This is a genomic window from Natronosporangium hydrolyticum (genome assembly GCF_016925615.1).
Taxonomy (GTDB): domain Bacteria; phylum Actinomycetota; class Actinomycetes; order Mycobacteriales; family Micromonosporaceae; genus Natronosporangium; species Natronosporangium hydrolyticum.
Window position 1 is genome coordinate 4,382,684 of the sequence record NZ_CP070499.1, and the last position, 17,252, is coordinate 4,399,935.

Annotated in this window: 16 protein-coding genes and 2 pseudogenes; 11 read left to right on the forward strand and 7 right to left on the reverse strand. The window is 67.4% G+C overall.

The genetic code is table 11. From position 1 onward, the window contains the following. Positions 1 to 71: 71 nt before the first annotated feature. A complete protein-coding gene (locus JQS43_RS19635; protein WP_239675850.1) occupies positions 72 to 626 on the forward strand; it encodes a hypothetical protein in 555 nt (184 codons plus the stop codon). A 57-nt stretch (positions 627 to 683) separates the two neighbouring features. On the opposite strand, the gene JQS43_RS19640 is transcribed toward JQS43_RS19635, so the two are convergent. Next, the gene (locus tag JQS43_RS19640) at positions 684 to 1,310 is read right to left on the reverse strand and encodes an iron chelate uptake ABC transporter family permease subunit (protein ID WP_275580930.1); all 627 of its coding nucleotides are present in this window, start codon (positions 1,308 to 1,310) and stop codon (positions 684 to 686) included. Positions 1,311 to 1,324: 14 nt separating this feature from the next. On the opposite strand from JQS43_RS19640, the pseudogene JQS43_RS26105 reads away from it, so the two are divergent. The 3 genes and pseudogenes from JQS43_RS26105 to JQS43_RS19655 all read left to right on the forward strand — a co-directional run. Continuing rightward, positions 1,325 to 1,552: pseudogene (locus JQS43_RS26105) on the forward strand (cytochrome P450); the annotation flags it as partial. 110 nt (positions 1,553 to 1,662) lie between these two features. Beyond that, positions 1,663 to 1,737: pseudogene (locus tag JQS43_RS19650) on the forward strand (hypothetical protein); the annotation flags it as partial. A gap of 121 nt (positions 1,738 to 1,858) precedes the next feature. Next, a complete protein-coding gene (locus tag JQS43_RS19655; RefSeq protein ID WP_420847714.1) occupies positions 1,859 to 2,116 on the forward strand; it encodes an asparagine synthase-related protein in 258 nt (85 codons plus the stop codon). A 72-nt stretch (positions 2,117 to 2,188) separates the two neighbouring features. Here the strand turns inward: JQS43_RS19655 and JQS43_RS19660 are convergent, their stop codons facing one another. Further along, the gene (locus JQS43_RS19660; RefSeq protein ID WP_239675852.1) at positions 2,189 to 2,815 is read right to left on the reverse strand and encodes a TetR/AcrR family transcriptional regulator; all 627 of its coding nucleotides are present in this window, start codon (positions 2,813 to 2,815) and stop codon (positions 2,189 to 2,191) included. An 86-nt stretch (positions 2,816 to 2,901) separates the two neighbouring features. On the opposite strand from JQS43_RS19660, the gene JQS43_RS19665 reads away from it, so the two are divergent. The 5 genes from JQS43_RS19665 to JQS43_RS19685 all read left to right on the forward strand — a co-directional run bounded on the left by JQS43_RS19665 (position 2,902) and on the right by JQS43_RS19685 (position 6,646). Continuing rightward, a complete protein-coding gene (locus JQS43_RS19665; RefSeq protein ID WP_239675853.1) occupies positions 2,902 to 3,861 on the forward strand; it encodes an ATP-binding cassette domain-containing protein in 960 nt (319 codons plus the stop codon). 45 nt (positions 3,862 to 3,906) lie between these two features. Beyond that, positions 3,907 to 4,719 carry an ABC transporter permease gene (locus JQS43_RS19670; RefSeq protein WP_239675854.1) on the forward strand — a complete coding sequence of 271 codons (813 nt, stop codon included), beginning with the start codon at positions 3,907 to 3,909 and terminating at the stop codon, positions 4,717 to 4,719. Positions 4,720 to 4,759: 40 nt separating this feature from the next. Beyond that, positions 4,760 to 4,915, forward strand: coding sequence for a hypothetical protein (locus JQS43_RS19675; RefSeq protein ID WP_239675855.1), 156 nt, complete (start codon positions 4,760 to 4,762; stop codon positions 4,913 to 4,915). 96 nt (positions 4,916 to 5,011) lie between these two features. Then, positions 5,012 to 5,425 (forward strand): hypothetical protein, encoded by a 414-nt coding sequence (locus JQS43_RS19680; RefSeq protein ID WP_239675856.1) that lies wholly within the window; start codon positions 5,012 to 5,014, stop codon positions 5,423 to 5,425. Positions 5,426 to 5,485: 60 nt separating this feature from the next. Next, positions 5,486 to 6,646 (forward strand): hypothetical protein, encoded by a 1,161-nt coding sequence (locus tag JQS43_RS19685; protein WP_239675857.1) that lies wholly within the window; start codon positions 5,486 to 5,488, stop codon positions 6,644 to 6,646. 47 nt (positions 6,647 to 6,693) lie between these two features. On the opposite strand, the gene JQS43_RS19690 is transcribed toward JQS43_RS19685, so the two are convergent. The 3 genes from JQS43_RS19690 to JQS43_RS19700 form a co-directional block, all read right to left on the reverse strand. Continuing rightward, the gene (locus tag JQS43_RS19690) at positions 6,694 to 11,013 is read right to left on the reverse strand and encodes a S8 family serine peptidase (RefSeq protein WP_239675858.1); all 4,320 of its coding nucleotides are present in this window, start codon (positions 11,011 to 11,013) and stop codon (positions 6,694 to 6,696) included. Positions 11,014 to 11,455: 442 nt separating this feature from the next. After that, positions 11,456 to 12,040 carry a hypothetical protein gene (locus JQS43_RS19695; protein WP_239675859.1) on the reverse strand — a complete coding sequence of 195 codons (585 nt, stop codon included), beginning with the start codon at positions 12,038 to 12,040 and terminating at the stop codon, positions 11,456 to 11,458. A gap of 232 nt (positions 12,041 to 12,272) precedes the next feature. After that, the gene (locus tag JQS43_RS19700; protein WP_420847600.1) at positions 12,273 to 12,779 is read right to left on the reverse strand and encodes a hypothetical protein; all 507 of its coding nucleotides are present in this window, start codon (positions 12,777 to 12,779) and stop codon (positions 12,273 to 12,275) included. Between the two features lie 400 nt (positions 12,780 to 13,179). Between JQS43_RS19700 and JQS43_RS19705 the strand changes: the two genes are divergently transcribed. Further along, positions 13,180 to 14,244 carry a TolB-like translocation protein gene (locus JQS43_RS19705; RefSeq protein ID WP_239675860.1) on the forward strand — a complete coding sequence of 355 codons (1,065 nt, stop codon included), beginning with the start codon at positions 13,180 to 13,182 and terminating at the stop codon, positions 14,242 to 14,244. Here JQS43_RS19705 and JQS43_RS19710 read toward each other — a convergent pair. Both JQS43_RS19710 and JQS43_RS19715 read right to left on the reverse strand, forming a co-directional pair. Next, positions 14,200 to 15,288 (reverse strand): hypothetical protein, encoded by a 1,089-nt coding sequence (locus JQS43_RS19710; protein WP_239675861.1) that lies wholly within the window; start codon positions 15,286 to 15,288, stop codon positions 14,200 to 14,202. The two genes, JQS43_RS19705 and JQS43_RS19710, sit on opposite strands and share 45 nt — an antisense overlap. A 49-nt stretch (positions 15,289 to 15,337) precedes the next feature. After that, entirely contained in the window at positions 15,338 to 16,006 is a 669-nt protein-coding gene (locus JQS43_RS19715; RefSeq protein WP_239675862.1) for a CPBP family intramembrane glutamic endopeptidase, read from the reverse strand. 337 nt (positions 16,007 to 16,343) lie between these two features. Here JQS43_RS19715 and JQS43_RS19720 point away from each other — a divergent pair, with 337 nt between their 5' ends. Next, positions 16,344 to 17,168: a class I SAM-dependent methyltransferase gene (locus JQS43_RS19720; RefSeq protein ID WP_239675863.1), complete on the forward strand. Its 825-nt coding sequence runs from the start codon at positions 16,344 to 16,346 to the stop codon at positions 17,166 to 17,168. Positions 17,169 to 17,252 lie beyond the last annotated feature (84 nt).

Sequence of the window (17,252 nt, forward strand, 5' to 3'; positions counted from 1 at the left end):
CTCTGCGTACAGCCTCGGTGAACCGGTGTTATAGCAGGGCACCAACCACCGCACCACGAGAGGACCTGATCATGAGCGCACTGGCGAACCGCCCCCGACTCCAGGCTCCCGACGTGACCACCCCCGCCACCGACCGCCGGCAGGCCGCTACCCGCTACATCTGGGCGACCCTGCGGATCGCGCTCGGTTGGGTGTTCATGTGGGCCTTCCTCGACAAGGCGTTCGGCTGGGGATTCAACACCGCCAGCGAGAACGCCTGGATCAACGGCGGCAGCCCCACCGAAGGGTTCCTCACCTTCGGCACCAGCGGGCCGCTGGCCGGCACCTACCAGAACCTCGCCGGCGCACCCTGGGCCGACGTGCTGTTCATGGCCGGCCTGGCCGGGCTCGGCTTCGCCCTGCTGGCCGGCGTCGGCCTGCGGATCGCCGCGGTCGCCGGCACCCTGCTGATGGTCATGATGTGGAGCGCCGCGCTGCCGCCGGAGACCAACCCCTTCCTGACCTACCACCTGATCTACGCGGTGATGCTGGTCGGCTTCGCAGTGGTGGCCGCTGGCGACACGATCGGCCTCGGCAAGCTCTGGGCCCGTACCCCCCTGGTGCAGCGCCTGCCCTGGCTGAAGTAACCCGATAGATCAGCGGGCCCCGGGAGCTGTCCACCCGGGGCCCGTAACGCTGCCTGGTCAGCACCGGCTCCGCCACAGCAACCAGACGAAGTAGGGAGCCCCGATCATCGCGGTCACCAACCCGGCCGGGACCTGGGCCGGGGCGATGACGATGCGGCCCACCGTGTCGGCGGTGCTGACCAGGACCGCGCCGAGCAACGCCGCGACCGGCAAAACCCGGGCATGCCGGCCGCCGACCAACGCCCGGGCCGCGTGCGGCGCCACCAGCCCGACGAACGCGACCACCCCGATCGCTGAGACCGCGGCGGCGGTGAGCAGCGCCGCCCCGGCCAACGCCACCAGCCGTACCCGCTCCAGGCGTACCCCCAGCACCCGCGGCGTGTCCTCGTCGAGGGTGAGCAGGTCCAGCTCCCGGCGGGCCGACGCCACCACCGGGGTGAGCAGCAGCAGCGCGATGGCGACCGGTGCCACCTGGCCGGCGGTCCGCCCATAGGTGGAGCCGGAGAGCCAGGTCAGCGCCTTGCCGGTGTTCCACGGGTCGTAGGCGACCACGATGGCCCGGAACCCTAGCGCCGGTCCCGCATGAACGCGCCCCGGGTCCCGGAGAAGATCCAGCGCGCCACCATCCGCCCCCGACCGGGACGGGTTCGTGCTCGGCGAGCTGATCGCCATCGGCAACCTCATGGCCGTACTGCCTACCGCGCAAGGCAAAGGAGGACCTGGAGATCGCTGGGCAGCGGATCGCTTCCGGCGAACAGATTCTACTGTCGACGGAGTCAGCCAACCGGGATCCTCGCCAGTTCGAGTCGCCCGAGGTGATGGATGTGACCCGGACCCCGAAGCGGCACGTCGGCTTTGCGTACGGCCTGCACCAGTGCCTCGGCCAGGAGCTCGCCCGGATGGAGATGCGGATCGCGTTCAGCAAGCTGGTCGAGCGGCTGCCGGAACTGCGCCTGACCATCCCCGCCGACACCGTGCCCATGCGCACCGACATGCAGATCTACGGCCCCCACAAGCTGCCGGTCACCTGGAGGGGATGTTCGCCTTCGGAGTCTGGGACCTGCGCACCCAGCAGCCCGTGCTGGTGCGGGACCGGCTCGGGATCAAGCCGCTGTTCTACATCGCGAACCCGGGCGAAGTAATCTTCGCCTCGGAACCAAAAGCCCTGCTGACACACCCGTCGACGCGGGCCGCCGGTCGACCTCGACGGCACGGTCGACCACATCCGCTCCCTGCTCGAGGACATTGTGCTGCGGGAACTCACCGCGGACGTACCGCTGTGCACGCTGTTGTCGGGCGGGCTCGATTCCAGCGCAATCACCGCGCTGGCAGCGCGCTGGCTCCGCAAGACCAACGGCTCCCCGGTCCGGACCGTCACCACGACCTTCGCCGGTTACAGCGAGAAGTTCCAGCCCGACGACACCCGGGATACGGCCGACGACCCCTATGCCCGGGCGCTGGCCCTCCAACGAGCACTCCGGCCGGGCTGATCGTGAACTTAGGTGCCTCGAAACGCTGTGTCGAGGCACCTAAGCCGGCCGGGCCGGCCCAGACGTCCACCGTCAGGAGCGACGGTCCGGTCCGGTGAGATGTCGGATCAGCCGTTTGAGCTCTTCGGCGTAGCGCGTCTCGAACTCGGGTGAGCTCGGGTCGACGCCCATCCGGCGGGCGACCTGGGGCAGGGTGAGCGGTGCGGTGATAGCACCCATGATGGCGAGCAGGAACATCACCGGGTCGAGGTCGGAGGCGATCTCGCCGGCGTCCTGGCGGCGACGGATGTCGGCCACGTCCGCCTGCCCGGCCTGGTCGCCGGCTGGCAGGTCTTGGCTGCCGTTGGTGAGGGCGTCCCAGAGCATGAGCCGGATCCCGCGTGGGTCGGCCAGGCTGGCGCGGAGGTACTCGCTGACCAGCGTGTCGAACGGGACGTCCGGCCCGGCGAAGCCCGCCTCCTGCTCCAACCATGCCTCGTGCAGCGCCCGGTAGAGGCCTTCCTTGCCACCGAAGTAGTAGGCGATCAGTTGTTTGTTGACCCCGGCCCGGTCGGCGATGTCCTGCACTCTGGCGCCGGCGAACCCCTTGGCGGAGAACTCGTCCACCGCGGCCGCGAGTAGCAGCTGGCGGGACCGCTCGGCATCGCGTTGTCGCGCCTCCGGCGCCGGTGCCCGGCGCGGCGCTGTCCCTTTACCCACCTACCCAACATACCAGGGTTACCCGAACCGACAAGTTAGTCATCCCTACGGTTGACAGTGTCAGGGCTGTGGTTTATAAAGGCATCATGACTGCCGAGAACATTGTCGAGGTCTCGGGCCTACGACGCGTCTTCACCACCAAGCGAAGCGAGGTCGTCGCCGTGGACCGGCTCGACCTAGCCGTGGCGCCAGGAGAGATCTTTGGGTTCCTCGGACCCAACGGAGCAGGCAAGACCACCACCCTGCTGATCCTGACCACACTGCTGCGGCCCACCACCGGAACAGTGAAAGTTGCCGGGATCGACGTGGCCGCCCAACCAGACCGGGCACGCCGCGCAATCGGCGTGGCGCTGCAAGACGCCGGGCTCGACCCGGCAGCGACCGCTCTGGAACTACTCACCTTCCAAGCCCGCCTGCAAGGGATCTCCGGGCGGGCCGCCAAACAACGGGCAACCGAACTGCTCGAGATCGTCGGACTCGCCGACGCCGCGCAGCAGCGCACCCGCGCACTGTCCGGCGGCATGCGCCGCCGCCTGGACCTGGCCAGCGCCCTGGTCCACCGACCCACCCTGCTGTTCCTGGACGAACCCACCACCGGCCTGGACCCGGCCAGCCGCCGACAAGTGTGGGCAGAGGTGCGACGACTCAACACCGAAGAAGGCATGACCGTCTTCCTCACCACCCAATACCTCGAGGAAGCCGACGAACTGGCCCACCGGGTCGCGATCATCGACAAGGGACGCCTGGTCGCCAGCGGCTCACCGGACCGACTCAAAGCCGAAGTCGGCACCGACGTGATCCACCTGGAAGTATCACCCGAACATGCCGAGAAGGCCTGCGAGGCGGTACGAGAACTGTCCGACACCCGCGAGCCGGGCACCGACGCCACCGGAGTCAGCCTCTACGTCTCCGACGGCCCCAGCCGCATCGCCGAAACCCTGCGCCTGCTGGACCGATCCTCAATCCCGATCGGCGCCATCACCGTGTCCCGTCCCTCCCTGGACGACGCATTCCTCCTCGCTACCGGGCACCGCATGGAGAACTAACCCTCCCAGGCCCGCACCCGACTAACACACCAGAGAGGACACACCATGTCCACCGTCCCGACGACAGCACCCCCGGCCCCGGCCAGGGCCCGAATGGGGCTGTTCCGAACGCTCGGCTACATGGTCCAGCGTGAAGTCCGCCGCACACTGGCCGCACCCGCCTTGCTGTTTCCCGCGCTGCTCGTCGCGCTGGGCACCTTCTTCCTCATGAGCGGCCTGTTCGGCGGCTACGCCACCGAATTCGGGATCACCGACTACATGGCCTACCTCGTCGCCACCACACTGATGTTCGGCGCCATCAACACCAGCGGCGGTCAACTCGTCGTCCAGGACATCGAAGCCGGCTACTTCAGCAAGCTCCTGACCACCCCCACCTCCCGACTCGCGATCCTGCTCGGCGGGATGATCGGCGACGCCCTACGCGCCGCTGCCATCGCGATCGTGGTACTGGTAGTAACCCTGCCGTTCACCCAGGACGGCTACGGCACCTTCGCCACCGGCATCGGCGGCGCGCTGCTGGTCATCGCGCTCACCGCCTGCTGGGGCCTGGCCTACGGCGCCATCAGCCACGCGATCGCCCTCAAAACCGGCAGCGCCGCCATCACCCAGGCCGCGTTCCCGATCTTCTTCCCCTTCTTGTTCCTCGCCCCCTCGTTCGGCCCCCGCGAATCCATGAGCGGATGGGTACAAGCAGTCGCCCAGGTCAACCCCGTCACCTACGTGATCGAGGCACAACGCGGACTCATGCTGACCGGCTGGGACAGCGGCCAGATCGCCGCTGGATTCATCGCTATCGCCGCAATGGCCGTAGCGACAGTGACCCTCGCCATGCTTGCCCTACGCTCCCGGGTGAGCTAAGTCCATCGATCTCCCGCGCCACGACGCAGAAAGGAATGCCATGACCGAGAAGGACTTACCGGACGAAATTGCCCTGATGCAGCAGTCCTGGCACGGCTGGGGTTCACCTGTCGGAGTCGGCCTGGGGCTCGGCCTCGTGGTCGCGAGTCTGGCCGCCGTCGTCGTCACGTTCCGGCGTCGGCCTCGACGACCCTGACCGGTCCCACTCACGCGCACACTTTCGGACTGGTGAATCCGGCAGCAGGCCACGCGGTCCCCGGGCCACCCAACACCACCCAAAGAAGGAGAACCAATGTCCAAGCAACTCAGTGATCCCGACAAGTACACCATCCAGGTGGCAGCGCACGGCGTCGTCGCGCTGATGGCCTCCAGCACGCCCGGCACCTTCACCGCGCCCAAGGCCGGGATCGCGGCCGCAAAGGCGATGTCGACCGCGACCGGACTCACCGGCGAGATCTTGGCCGAAAAGCCGCCAAAGCTCCCGTTTGACGGAAGCGTGGCCAAGACCGCCGAGATCGTTCTTCCCGCCCTCACCGAATCGGTGAAGATCCTCGATCGCGCCCAAGCCGGGGAGGGTGACAACTTCCGCCGCACGATGCAGATCGTTGCCGAGTCGGCTACGAAGGCCAACAAGGCAGGCCCAAACCCAGCCGAGTCGGAGATGCTACGCAAGATCGAAGACGCCCTACGGGCGCCAGCGTTATGAGTAGTGCCAGCCCAAGCACGCCTCCGGGGACATCGGCTCACCCTTCCCTGGACCTCAAGTGTGCCCATCAAGGGCCAACATTGGTTCCTCTCCGACGTGCAGCCGAGCCTGCTCCTCACGCTCGCCGTGGTGGTGACGGTGGTAGCCGTGCTGACCGTGGCCGCATTGACCGGACTCATTCGCGCCGTGCGCGACCCGATCGGCACGTACCGGAGCGCACGACCAGACAACGCACGCCTACGTTGGTGGAGCGTCGTGTTCATCGGCGCAGTCGTCGCACTGTTCTGGCTCCGCAGCGATCCCTTCGTCGCGGTTGCATTCACCTTCGCCGTGATCCTTGGCTGGGGACTCATCTCCACCGGACCGTGGATCGTCGCTGGGCTCGGACGACTGCTTGCCCGGAGGGCCTCTCGACCAGCAACGTTCCTCGCGGGCCGGCGGCTGTCCGACAGTCCACACAGTGCATGGCGAGCGGTGGGCGGGATGGCACTGGCGGCATTCCTCGCCGGCTTCGTCGCGATCAGCCTGCCGGTCGGCCTCGGCAACGTGAGCGACTACGCCTCGCGAGCCAATCACCTCGACTTCGTGGTGCCGTCACGCTCGGTTGACGACATTGCGCACGAAGTCGCCAGCGTCATCCGAACGGAGAACCTCGACGCCGACGTAGAAGCCACGGCGCCACCATTCTGGCTGGGCAGCGACAGCTGGGCCACGCTCAGCCTGACAACTCATGGCCCGGATTCGGAGATCGACCGCGCCCGCACGGCATTAACCGCACAGGGCCTCTGGGGGCCAGAGCTGAGGCTCTCCGACGACCTACCCACCGTGTGGATGGTACAGGACGGAATCATCGTGAGTCTCCTGCTCATACCCATCGCGGCGCTGGTCGCCCTGGCCTCGATGGTCATCGGCACCGTCGCGCGCATCCTCGATCAGCGAGGAAGCCTGCTCGCGCTCAGCCTCTCCGGAACGCCACAGAGCCTCCTGATCGCCGTCCAGCGTCGCGAGATTATCCTGCCAACCGTCCTGCTCGCAGGCGTCGCTTCAATCGCCGGGATCGCCAGCGGCGCCTCCCTCGGCGTCGTCAACCCACTCAATCCCTACACCCTCACTACTTTCGCTGGCGTCATGGTGATCGGCGCGATCGCTCTGCTGCTGGCAGACCTCACGATGCGGCCGGTCCTCGAACGAGTCAGCACAGACCTGTCCGAGAGGGAGTGACCAGCCGGCCCCAACAGGTTCATGATCAGCCCGGTCGGGCGGGCGGCTTACAAGGCGGCGCACTGTCCGCTGGTGGGGCCGGCGACCGTGTTCGGCACGCCGAGGTTGGTCGGGGCCGGCTGGTTAGCCGCGCACCGCAACGGTCCACCGATCTGGTTGCCGGAGACTACGGTCGGGATCTGCCCGGTCCGGTTGTTGGTCACCGACACCGGGCCGGAGATCTCCGAACCGGCCAGCGACACCGACCCGGTCACCCCGGTCACCGACAGCGGGCCGCGAATCTCCACCCCGGTCAGGTCCACCGTCGCCGCGCCGGAGACGGTCACCTGGCCGGCCACCGTCGCGTCCGCCGCGACCAGCCCGGCCCCCGGCTGCACCGCCACCGGGCCGTGCACCACCGTGCCCGGCAGCAGGCAGGTGACCCCACCACGAACCGCCAACGGGCCGTGGTGCTCACCATCGACCACCCGGTCACAGGAGTGCTCGATGACGGTCACCGAGACCGGCACCGGCACCAGCGGCGTCGCCGGATCATTGCTGACCACACAGAGCTGAACCTCATGCGTACCTGGGGCGAGGTCGGCGCTGTCGAGGGTGACGGTGAGGTCGGTGGTCTGCGCCGCCCCGGTCTGGCCCGACGCCGCGCTCACCGACAGCCACGGCACCTCGTCAGGGGTGAGGCACGGTTGGGCGTCCGGCAGCTGCACGTGGGTGATGAACCGGGCCTGGCCCTGGTCGTGCTTGGTGGCCACCAGGTTTCCGGCCCGGTCGATCTCGTGCACCCCACCGGAGTTCGTGGTCAGCAGGTTGCCGTTGCCTAACGGGTGTACGCCTTGATGGCCGTTGCCGCCACCGGTGTAGACGCCCACCAGCTCGCCGTCGGCGGTGTACTCCTTCACCCCGGCGGTGTCGCCGCCGCCGCCATAGCTGGCGGCCAACACGTTGCCGTCGGGCAGCTCGTGCAACTGGCCAGGCCAGTTGAACTCGTCGGCGAAGATCGGGTTGGCGGTGGCTCCGTCGGCCGAGAAACTGTGGACGGCGCTGCTGTTGCTCGCCGAGACCAACACGTCGTCGTCGCGGATCAGGATCCCCCACGGGCCCTGCATCCCGCCGAGACCCGGCTCGATGAAGGTGCCGAGGAAGTTGCCGTCGAGGTCGAACTCGACCACCGAGTGGGCGTTGTCCTGCGCCGCCACCGTCACCAGCACGGTGCCGTGCGGCGAGAGCGCCATCCCCCGCGTGTTACCCATGATCTCCGGGTTACGGCCACCATCGGGGGCGAAGACCCCGCGGAAGTTGCCCTCCAGGTCGTACTCGGTCACCACCCAGCGCACCTGGTCAGACATCAGGAACCCGCTGCCGTCCGGTTTGGCGATGATGTGGAACGGCGTATAGAGGGTGCTGCTCGGATCGAAGGCATGGTGCGGGACGAACTCCGGATCGAGCAGGTCACCGGTGTGCGGGTCGAACGCCATCACGCCGCGGGTGGCGGCGCTGGAGTTCGGGATCAGCAGTACGCCGTCGCGCAGCAGGTCGAGCCGCTCGTCGGACGCACCGGCGGTCTCGTCGGCGAGGGTCCACTCCAACACTCCGTGGCCGACGTTGCTGATCGCCAGGTCGTGCTCGGTCGCGAGCCCGGCCGGCTGCAGCGCGCTCACGGCCGCCGGATTCACGTCGATCACCGGCACCGGCACCACGGTCAACTCCAGCGCCACCGACGCGGTCGGCCGGTGCGGGTCGTCGCTGTCGAGGCAGAGTTCGCCGGTGAACTCACCGCCGTCGGGCAGTTCGGAGGTGTCGAAGACCACTTCGAGCTGCTGCTCGCTGAACGGCGCCAGGGTGCCCTGGTCAGGGCTGACCGTGGCCCAGTCGGGCAGGTCGCAGCCCAGCTGCCAGGTCAGCTCCGCGCCGCCATCGTTGCCGACGGTGACCAGATGCGACTCGGTCTGGGCCACGTCGAGCAGCGACGCCAACGACTCCGGCGCCACCGTGAGTTCGGGTGCCGCCGGCAGCAGCGCCACCGGCAGGTGGGCGCCGGCCACCGCCGGCCCATCGGCGCCGTGGTCGGCGTCGGTGGTGAGGTCGACCGCCCCGAACAGCCAGTCGCCGCGGACTAGGCCAGCAACGTCCACGGTGATCTCGAGCCGCTGGCTGGCGCCCGGAGCCAGCGTGAACTCCGCCGGCTCCACCGTGATCGACACTCCAGCCGGGGCGGTGCTCTCGACGGCGTAGCCCGCGCTGACCCCGGCCACTCCGGTCACCTCCCGGGTAAAGGTGCAGGTCTGGTCACAGTGTTGGTCCACGATCGCCGGCAGATTCAAGGTACGCGGATCGCCGCCGGTGGCCGGGTTCGCGGCAACGAAGTTGTCGTGGTGCTCGTCGAAGGTCAGCCCGGCCCGGCCGGCCCGTTCAAGGTTGATCCGGCCGGAGCCGACATCGAACGGATCAGCCGGAGTCACCCCGTCCTCCTTCAGCAGCCCGTCCCGGTCGGCGGTGACCGCCAGCGCCGACCGGATCTGCGCCGGGGACCACTGCGGATGCAGCGCCGCCAGCAGCGCGCCGGCGCCGGCGACCTGCGGCGAGGACATCGAGGTGCCCTGCAGGAACCCGTACTGGTCGGGGTCGTCGCCGGACTCGGCGAACGCGGCGAGGATGTTGCGGCCCGGCGCCGCCACGGTCGGGGCGAGCAGGTCGAACTGGCTCGGCCCGCGGCTGCTGAAGTCGGCGACGATGTCGGCCCAGTCCGGGTCGAGCAGCAGTTCACTGCCGGTGCCGACGTGGACCTCGACCGGCTCCCCGTCGGCGTCCGCGAGCTGCTCCCGGAGCAGTTCGCCCTCGGTCAGCCCGATCATCACCGCCGGGATGGCGGCGTTCTCCAACGCCCCCATGGTCAGCGGTGGACCGGCGTACTGGTTGCTGACGATGACCCCAACCGCACCGGCGGTGGCGGCGTGGCCAACCTTCACCGAGAAGTTGCAGTCCCCCCGTTCGACCAGCGCCACCGCGCCGGTCAGCGAGTCCGCTGGCAACGCGGTGCAGGCCAACCGGTCGCCGGCCAGGTCGGCGACGTCGCGGAGCTCGCCCTCGATGACCTCGCTGGGCGAGCCTTCGCCGGCGACTGCGGCGATCCCGGTCAGCGGCGCCGGCACCGGCGTGGGCGCGGTGACGTCGAGCCGGTGGGCGACCAGGCGGTGGTGGGTGGTGGCGGCGACGGTGGCGTTCCACGGCGCGGTCTTGGCGACCGTGTCGGCGCCCGGCCCGTCGTTGCCGGCGGAGGCGGCGACGAAGACACCCGCGGCGTACGCCTCCAGGAAGGCCTGGTCGACGGTGTTGCCCCACGGGTCGTCCGGCCCGGAGATGGAGTAGTTGAGCACGTCCACGCCGTCGGTGATCGCCTGGTCGACCGCGGCGATCGAGGCGCTGGCGAAGCAGCTGATGCCGGCGCAGACCTTGTAGGAGATGACGTTGGCCCGCGGCGCCACCCCGGCGACGGTGAGTGGGTGGGTGTCGTCGCCGACGGTGATCTGTGCCTCGTGCCGGTTGCCGGCGATGGTGGCGCCGACGTGGCTGCCATGATTGTTGTCGTCGCGGGCGGAGGTGCCGGTCATGGCCCAGGCGCCGATCAGCTTGTCGTTGCAGATCTCATCGTGCTGCGGGTGCGCCGGATCGCACACTCCGGCATAGACACCTTCACCGTACGGGTTGGTGTGCTGGTAGCCGTCGCCGTCGACCGCCGCGAACGATGGGTGGTGCGGGTTCACGCCGGTGTCGAGCACGCCCACGATCACCCCCTCGCCGCGGGTGCCGACCCCGTCGCCGGTCTCGCCCTGCCAGACCGCGTCGGAGTGGATCAGCTCATGGCTGACATCGGTCTCCAGGGTCAGAGCCTGATCGGCCTCGATCGCGTCGACCCCGGTGAGCGAGGTCAGCTGCGCCGCCTCGGCCGCGGTAACGTCGATGGCGAGCGCGTTGACCACATTGCGGTAGGCGTGGACGACCTCGACCGATCGACCAAGGGTGGTCTCGATCTCGGCCTGGACCGTCTCCTGCCGCTGGGTCAGGTGGTCAAGATAGGACACGCTCGCCGGGGCGGCTACGTCCAGTTCGCCGGCGGCCGCGAGTTCGGGCCGATCGGCCGCTGCGGCGGCGGCGAGCGAGGGTTCGGCCAGCCGCACCAGCCACAAACCGCTCTCCGGCTCGGCCTCCCCGCCCACCAGCGGGGTCGGCGGTTCGGCGGGCAGCTGTGGAGCGACCGGTGACGCCGCGACCGGCGCGGCGGCGAGGAGCAGCGTGGTGGCGGTGGCGGCGCCGGTAGCGAGCAGCGCGACCAGCAACCTTCCTCGCCGGCGATGGCGCAGCGGAAGCACGATGTAGCTCCTAGTCGTCGGCCCCGTCACAAACGGAACCCGGCGGTCTGCCGACGCTGGAGCACCCCACATCCCGGCCGGCACTGGGTGTGTGGATTCAACCTAGGAGCGGCCCTCCGGCCGGGGCAACGGTCCGGCCGGGTATCCCAAGATCAGTTGTTCGGCGACCGGATCTAGCCGAACGGTCGGGATGGCGATGGGCCGGAACCGCGGTGCGCTGGCGACTCCTCGCCCCGACGGGCGGGAGACTGGACCTGTTTTCAGGGCTACATACTCACCGTTGTGGGCCACAACGGTGAGTATGTAGCCACCCGCACGAAGGTCCCTTCCGGTACGGCGCCTCGTGCGCAAGGAGTCCGCCACCTAATCTGAGTTGACTCGGAACGGTTCAGGGCCCCGGGCGAATCGCCCGAGGCCCTGAACCGGCCGCTGATCTATCGGGTTACTTCAGCCAGGGCAGGCGCTGCACCAGGGGGGTACGGGCCCAGAGCTTGCCGAGGCCGATCGTGTCGCCAGCGGCCACCACTGCGAAGCCGACCAGCATCACCGCGTAGATCAGGTGGTAGGTCAGGAAGGGGTTGGTCTCCGGCGGCAGCGCGGCGCTCCACATCATGACCATCAGCAGGGTGCCGGCGACCGCGGCGATCCGCAGGCCGACGCCGGCCAGCAGGGCGAAGCCGAGACCGGCCAGGCCGGCCATGAACAGCACGTCGGCCCAGGGTGCGCCGGCGAGGTTCTGGTAGGTGCCGGCCAGCGGCCCGCTGGTGCCGAAGGTGAGGAACCCTTCGGTGGGGCTGCCGCCGTTGATCCAGGCGTTCTCGCTGGCGGTGCTGAATCCCCAGCCGAACGCCTTGTCGAGGAAGGCCCACATGAACACCCAACCGAGCGCGATCCGCAGGGTCGCCCAGATGTAGCGGGTAGCGGCCTGCCGGCGAGGCTCGACGGCGGGAGCTGTGGCGGGGATGGCGGGAGCCGGGGTGGCGGTCTGGGGGACCTGGACTTCTGGCTGGTTGGCGATGGCGGTCATGGTAGGGATCCTTCCAAGGGGTGGTGCGCGGTGGTCCTTGTGATGCGTCTATGACACCGGTTGAGCGGCGTTGCCCGCAGAGGCGTGAGGCCCGTTCCCGGACGGGACTTTCGACCCGTCCCAACGGGACTCCACCGGCCGGGGCGCAACCCCTTGAGACGCGTCCTCGCGCTCGCCCGTCGACCCCTCGGAACCGGAACAGTTGACGGGCACCGCTGCTCGACCAGGAGGATCAAAGCGGTGGAGACTTCTCCGCATCGGCGCGTTTAGATACAAACCTACCCCGCAGGAACGCTGCAGCGAGAAGCAGCAGCGCCAACACCCCTCCCATCAACTGCGCGGCTGGGTCGTTTACCAGGATCGCACCGAGCAATGTTAGTGCGCCTGCGACACCGGCGATATACGCAAACATGTCCCGCTTCGTCGCCAGCTTCTTTGCGCTCTGATCAGGGTCCGGCCGACTGCTTTGCGGGATGCTGAAGAAGTGGTCAGGTTCGGCCACTCGCCTCATGTAACTCATAAGCATTCCCGCGATGATACAGAGCGTTCCCACAAACGCTGGGATCAGCGCACCCCACAAAAGGCCGCGCCACGGCGCGGCACTTCCGCCCCTGGAGCTAACAAATCGCTCCGGGTTGTCTTCCTCAACATAAATCGTTAGCTGCTCCCCCATCTCCGGACAGTCCATCGAACATCGAACGGCACCGGTAAATTCCTCGCCACCATAGTGGTAGGTCACACTCTGCGTGACACTGCGAGGTGCATGGGGCAGTCTGCGCTCGTCCGTTACCGTAGCTGAGACAGGATCCCCGTGCCTACGAAGTTCTCTATCTGACCCCTCAAGGCGAATAAGAAATGCAGCCGTCCCGATCATCGCCAAGACAGCCGCGAACGCCAGCAAACCTCTGTGTAAACCAGATAGCTTCACAGCCCGGACTCCGTTCTTTCGCTGGTTGTCTCAGGGTATACAACAGACTATGCTCGGCGTCCCCATCCACCCCCGCACCTGGTTGCGAACTCCCGGACCAGACCATCGAGCTGCAAGACTCAAGTACTAGACTGTTTGGATGGTGGCGACGAACCCGGCTTGCACCAGCAAGACTGCGGAGGAGCCCGGCCGATCAACGAAGCGTTGGCGTATGGTCGGATTCCTCCTGGCTACGGTGGGTCTCGTGGTGGCGCTCATAGTTGCGCTAGCGGTGCGGCAGGCCAGCGGTGAGAACGCCGGGGTTTCAACGGCGGTGACTGGCTTACCTGAGGAGATCAACCCGTCCGCAGCGGTGGCTGTGGTCCCTGAGGAGGGGGCTGTGGGTCTCGGGAGGATTGTCTACCAGTGCATCGAGTGTGATCCAGTGCTGGTCCTCGATGGTGGCGAGCAGCTGGTGCTGGCCGAGGACGCCGAGTTCGGTGCAGGACTCGCCTTTAGTCTATCGCCGGACGGCAGATGGCTGGCGCAGGGAACACTCAGCGGAGTGTTTCTCCGGGACCTCGGCGACGGGCAGGCCCAGATCTTTGAGGGTCTTGGGGGCATGATCCCGTGGGCCTGGTCCAGCGACTCACGTCAGCTGTTGGTGGCCGAGCCGGAAGCCGACAGGCTTCTCTCGACCTACTGGCTGGTGGATTTGATTAATCAGTCGATGGTTGAAGTTGAAGCGATCGCCGACCGGGAGGTGGTGTCCGTCTTCCCTGACGGTCGGTTGCTGGCGATCGACCGGCTGCCGGATACCCCTGGCATGGTGGAGATGATTGAGGGTGAGGTGGTGGACCCGATCTCCGGTGAAGTGGCGTCAGTGGAGATTGACGGCCGGGAGTGGCTCGACCAGGGCGAGAGCCTCTCCGAAGGCACTGGCCAGTTCGAGGGCGTACAGCTGCTGAGCAACCCAGCCGGCGAGGGGTTCATCGTCGCGGTGTTTGGGGAGGCGCGTGGTCCGGTGGCGTTGCTGTATGTGTCCGACGAGGGTGATGTGACCAGTCGGGTACCGCTCGAGCTACCGCAGGAGCAGGGAAGCTGGCATGTCGAGGGCCAGTTCGATGGCCAGGTGGTCATCTCAAACATGCGGTCCTTGAGCCCTGACGGCCGGGGTTTTGGGCGGATCCTGTACGCGGTATCGGTCGATGGTGAGCTGCGGCACTTGACGACCGTCAGCAGGGCCGATCTGCTACGACTCCCGGGCACTGCAGCATTCGGCGGGTCGAGCCTCTAACGCTCCGGCCGCACCTGCTGTGGTGGGGTTTTCGCTGGTAGTGGCTGCAGCGGGCGCGGTGGCCTGGAAGGTCATGTACACCCTCACCCAGCCCATCGGACTGCCGTCTGGGTTGTGGGGGTAGCTCACGCGGATGGTCAGGTCGGTTCGGTAACCGGAGAACACCAGTTCCTGAATTCGGTCCCCCCAACCTTCATCACCTTCATCGCTGGCATCGGAGTCGCTGACCAGTGTCCAACCATGCTCGGGCATGACAGACCGATAGTGCTCGGCCGCGGTATCGAGCTGCGCATCGGCCTGCTCAACCGTACGGTCCCACTCGACGTCTTCCTCGAGCGCAAGGGCCTCCGTGGAAATCGCATGGAGCGTGATCTCATCATCCACCTGAGCAGGGCCGGTCGGGACGGTTCTACCTCCGTACTGCAGGTCGACCGACGTCTGGCGCCAACCATCCGGAGCCGGTGGGACTGCCTCATTCCACCATCTGGGCACCGGAGCCATCGCTATCCCGGCGGCGAAATCGTCACCCGCCTGAACCAGACGCATGAAGATCGCCAAGGTACGCCGGGAGCTATCCTCCGCTCCCGTTGACATGCGGAGTGACACCCTACCAGTTAGCTCATGCCCTTCGATGTCCATAATTCGCGAGTACACCTCATCGCTGGTGGTACTTTGCGAGGTCTCCTCGGTTATGGTCCAGCCGGATTCTGGCAGGGCGGTCTGAAAGTACTCGAGGAAGTCGTCGAAGTCTTCGTCGGTAGCCTGCGCGAGCCCGGCGTAGCGGTCAACCATGACAGAACTCGTGCCAAGGATAGATTCATTGTAGAGAAACGTCCCCGCCGGGAGGTCCGGAAGCATGCCCTCGAACGGGACCTCTTCCGGCCAGACCTCAAGCACATCCGGCTCCAGCGACGGCGAAGGAGTCGATGACCAGGCAGCATCGCCGACCCCCGGACCGTTTCCGCCACTGCATCCTGCAAGCGCGAGGCCGGTCAGCGTCAGCGCTGCCAACTGGCGGCGCATCAGGGGGCGTCGATCGATCATACCGACAGACTAGCAATACAGCGGCGGCAGTAGGATCGCGTGGGCCCTATCAAATCAGGATCAGCACGGCGAGCGTCCCGATCACCGCATTTGCGGTCACATGCACAACGTAGGTCATCAGGATGCCGCCACTGCGCACCCGGATCACGCCGAGGACAAACCCCCAGCACATTGCCATGATCATGCCTGCGATGCCGGACGGGAAACCCGCAGAGTGCGCGACTCCAAACAACACGGCTTGCAATGCCACGGCGGCCCTGGTGCCCCAGACCAAGGCTAGTTCGGTGAGCAGCACCCCACGGAAGAGCAGCTCTTCCCAGATCGGGTTGACCAGCGCGAACGCCACGGTGCCAAGGATCGCAAGCCACAGCGGGAGGCGTTGTAGCCCGCCGAAATACTCAGCGGGCACTGGCCGCGCAATGAGCGCCCACACGACGAGTGCGACTCCACCGAGGACCACGGTGACCAGTCCCAGCCAGAAAATCTCAGGCGTGATCGAGCCGCGTCTCAACCAGGGCGCTGCCGGCCCCAGGGATGAACGGCGGCCAACTATCAGCAAGCACCCCAGCGGGAGGACGCAGACCAGAGCCGTGGTGAGCGCTGGGGGCCAGCCGAAGTGGATTCCCACCGAAAAACAGCCGAACAACGTACCGATGAACGCCGACGTGCGGATCGATGCCGGCGATCGCAAGATCAACGCGCAGGCGATCAGCGCCATAGCGACCAGGCCGACGACCGCCGTTCGCAGTGGCGCCTCCGGTCGGATAGGAAAGACAGCGCACCCGCCCAGTGCAAGGATGCAGGCCCCGGCGAGCATCGCCCGGTGGGAGGCGTCCCTCTTGGCAACGGGCCAGGATGCCGTCGAACGGTCCAGGTCGGATCTGATTACAGACTCCGATCACCTAGCTACGCGATGGTGCCATTCTGCCAGATTGACCTGGCCCCAGCGACGTACTTCCATTCGGGTCGCCGGGGCAGGTGTGAGCTCTGCCCGTGCCCGGAACCCACGGTGTGTCAGCCGCGGGTGTAGCTGCCGATCGCGGGAAACTGGTGGGGTGCCTTATGACCCCACGATCTACCTCGGCTCCGCTGTCCACTATCGCTGCGGCCGCCCCATGTACTCACCAGAGCTCGAGGCCTTCCTAGCGCACGAACTGGGTCTGGACGGAAGCGGCCGGCTTCTGGATGCCGGCTGCGGCCCAGGCATCCTTACCGTCCGGCTTGCTAACCTCTTCGAGCAAGTGATCGGCCTGGATCCGGATGGCGACATGCTGGCGGAGGGCTGCCGCGCGGCCGAGAAAGCGGCGGTCGGGAACATCCGATGGGTCCAGGGGCTCGCCGAGGACCTGCCCGCAGTCGCGCCAGGGCCGTACCAGCTGGTGACCTTCGGCCAGTCTTTCCACTGGACTGACGAACGCCTAGTCGCGGAGGCCGTCTACGACATGCTGGAGCCCGGCGGTGCGCTGGCCCTCATCGTCCACACTGTGACGGGACGGCCACAGCCACCGGATCCAGGGGTGCCTGCGATCCCCCACGACGAGATCGAGGCGCTCGTCAGGAAGTATCTCGGCCCTACCCGGCGCGCCGGCCAGGGCACTGCCCAGCAGCGGGCTCACCGCTTCGAGGATGTGTTGGCGCGGACCCGCTTCGGTGTTCCGCAGCCGTTCTTCCTCCCAGGCATCCCCGACCTCCTGCGAGACAGCGAAAGCGTCTTGTCCGGCTACCTGTCCCTCTCGTCCTCGGCGCCGCACCTGTTTGGTGATCGTCTTGACGACTTTGCCGGGGAGGTGCGGGCACTACTAGCCAACCGTTCGCCCGAAGGGATCTTCTGGGACTGGCCGGGCGATACCGAGGTGCTAATGGCCCGCAGGCCCAACTGAGTAGCCGTTCCCGAGCTCAGCGCCAGTACTCCGGAACCGCGGGTGTTGATCGATCGGAAACTGTACCTGCCGCCGCCGCGAGTA

Excerpts from the sequence above, each read along its gene's own strand:
- JQS43_RS19665 (WP_239675853.1), top strand. The coding sequence starts at position 2,902 with ATGACTGCCGAGAACATTGTCGAGGTCTCGGGCCTACGACGCGTCTTC.
- JQS43_RS19640 (WP_275580930.1), bottom strand. The coding sequence starts at position 1,310 with ATGAGGTTGCCGATGGCGATCAGCTCGCCGAGCACGAACCCGTCCCGG.
- JQS43_RS19705 (WP_239675860.1), top strand. The coding sequence starts at position 13,180 with ATGGTCGGATTCCTCCTGGCTACGGTGGGTCTCGTGGTGGCGCTCATA.
- JQS43_RS19695 (WP_239675859.1), bottom strand. The coding sequence starts at position 12,040 with ATGACCGCCATCGCCAACCAGCCAGAAGTCCAGGTCCCCCAGACCGCC.
- JQS43_RS19675 (WP_239675855.1), top strand. The coding sequence starts at position 4,760 with ATGACCGAGAAGGACTTACCGGACGAAATTGCCCTGATGCAGCAGTCC.
- JQS43_RS19680 (WP_239675856.1), top strand. The coding sequence starts at position 5,012 with ATGTCCAAGCAACTCAGTGATCCCGACAAGTACACCATCCAGGTGGCA.
- JQS43_RS19715 (WP_239675862.1), bottom strand. The coding sequence starts at position 16,006 with ATGGCGCTGATCGCCTGCGCGTTGATCTTGCGATCGCCGGCATCGATC.
- JQS43_RS19670 (WP_239675854.1), top strand. The coding sequence starts at position 3,907 with ATGTCCACCGTCCCGACGACAGCACCCCCGGCCCCGGCCAGGGCCCGA.
- JQS43_RS19710 (WP_239675861.1), bottom strand. The coding sequence starts at position 15,288 with ATGATCGATCGACGCCCCCTGATGCGCCGCCAGTTGGCAGCGCTGACG.
- JQS43_RS19635 (WP_239675850.1), top strand. The coding sequence starts at position 72 with ATGAGCGCACTGGCGAACCGCCCCCGACTCCAGGCTCCCGACGTGACC.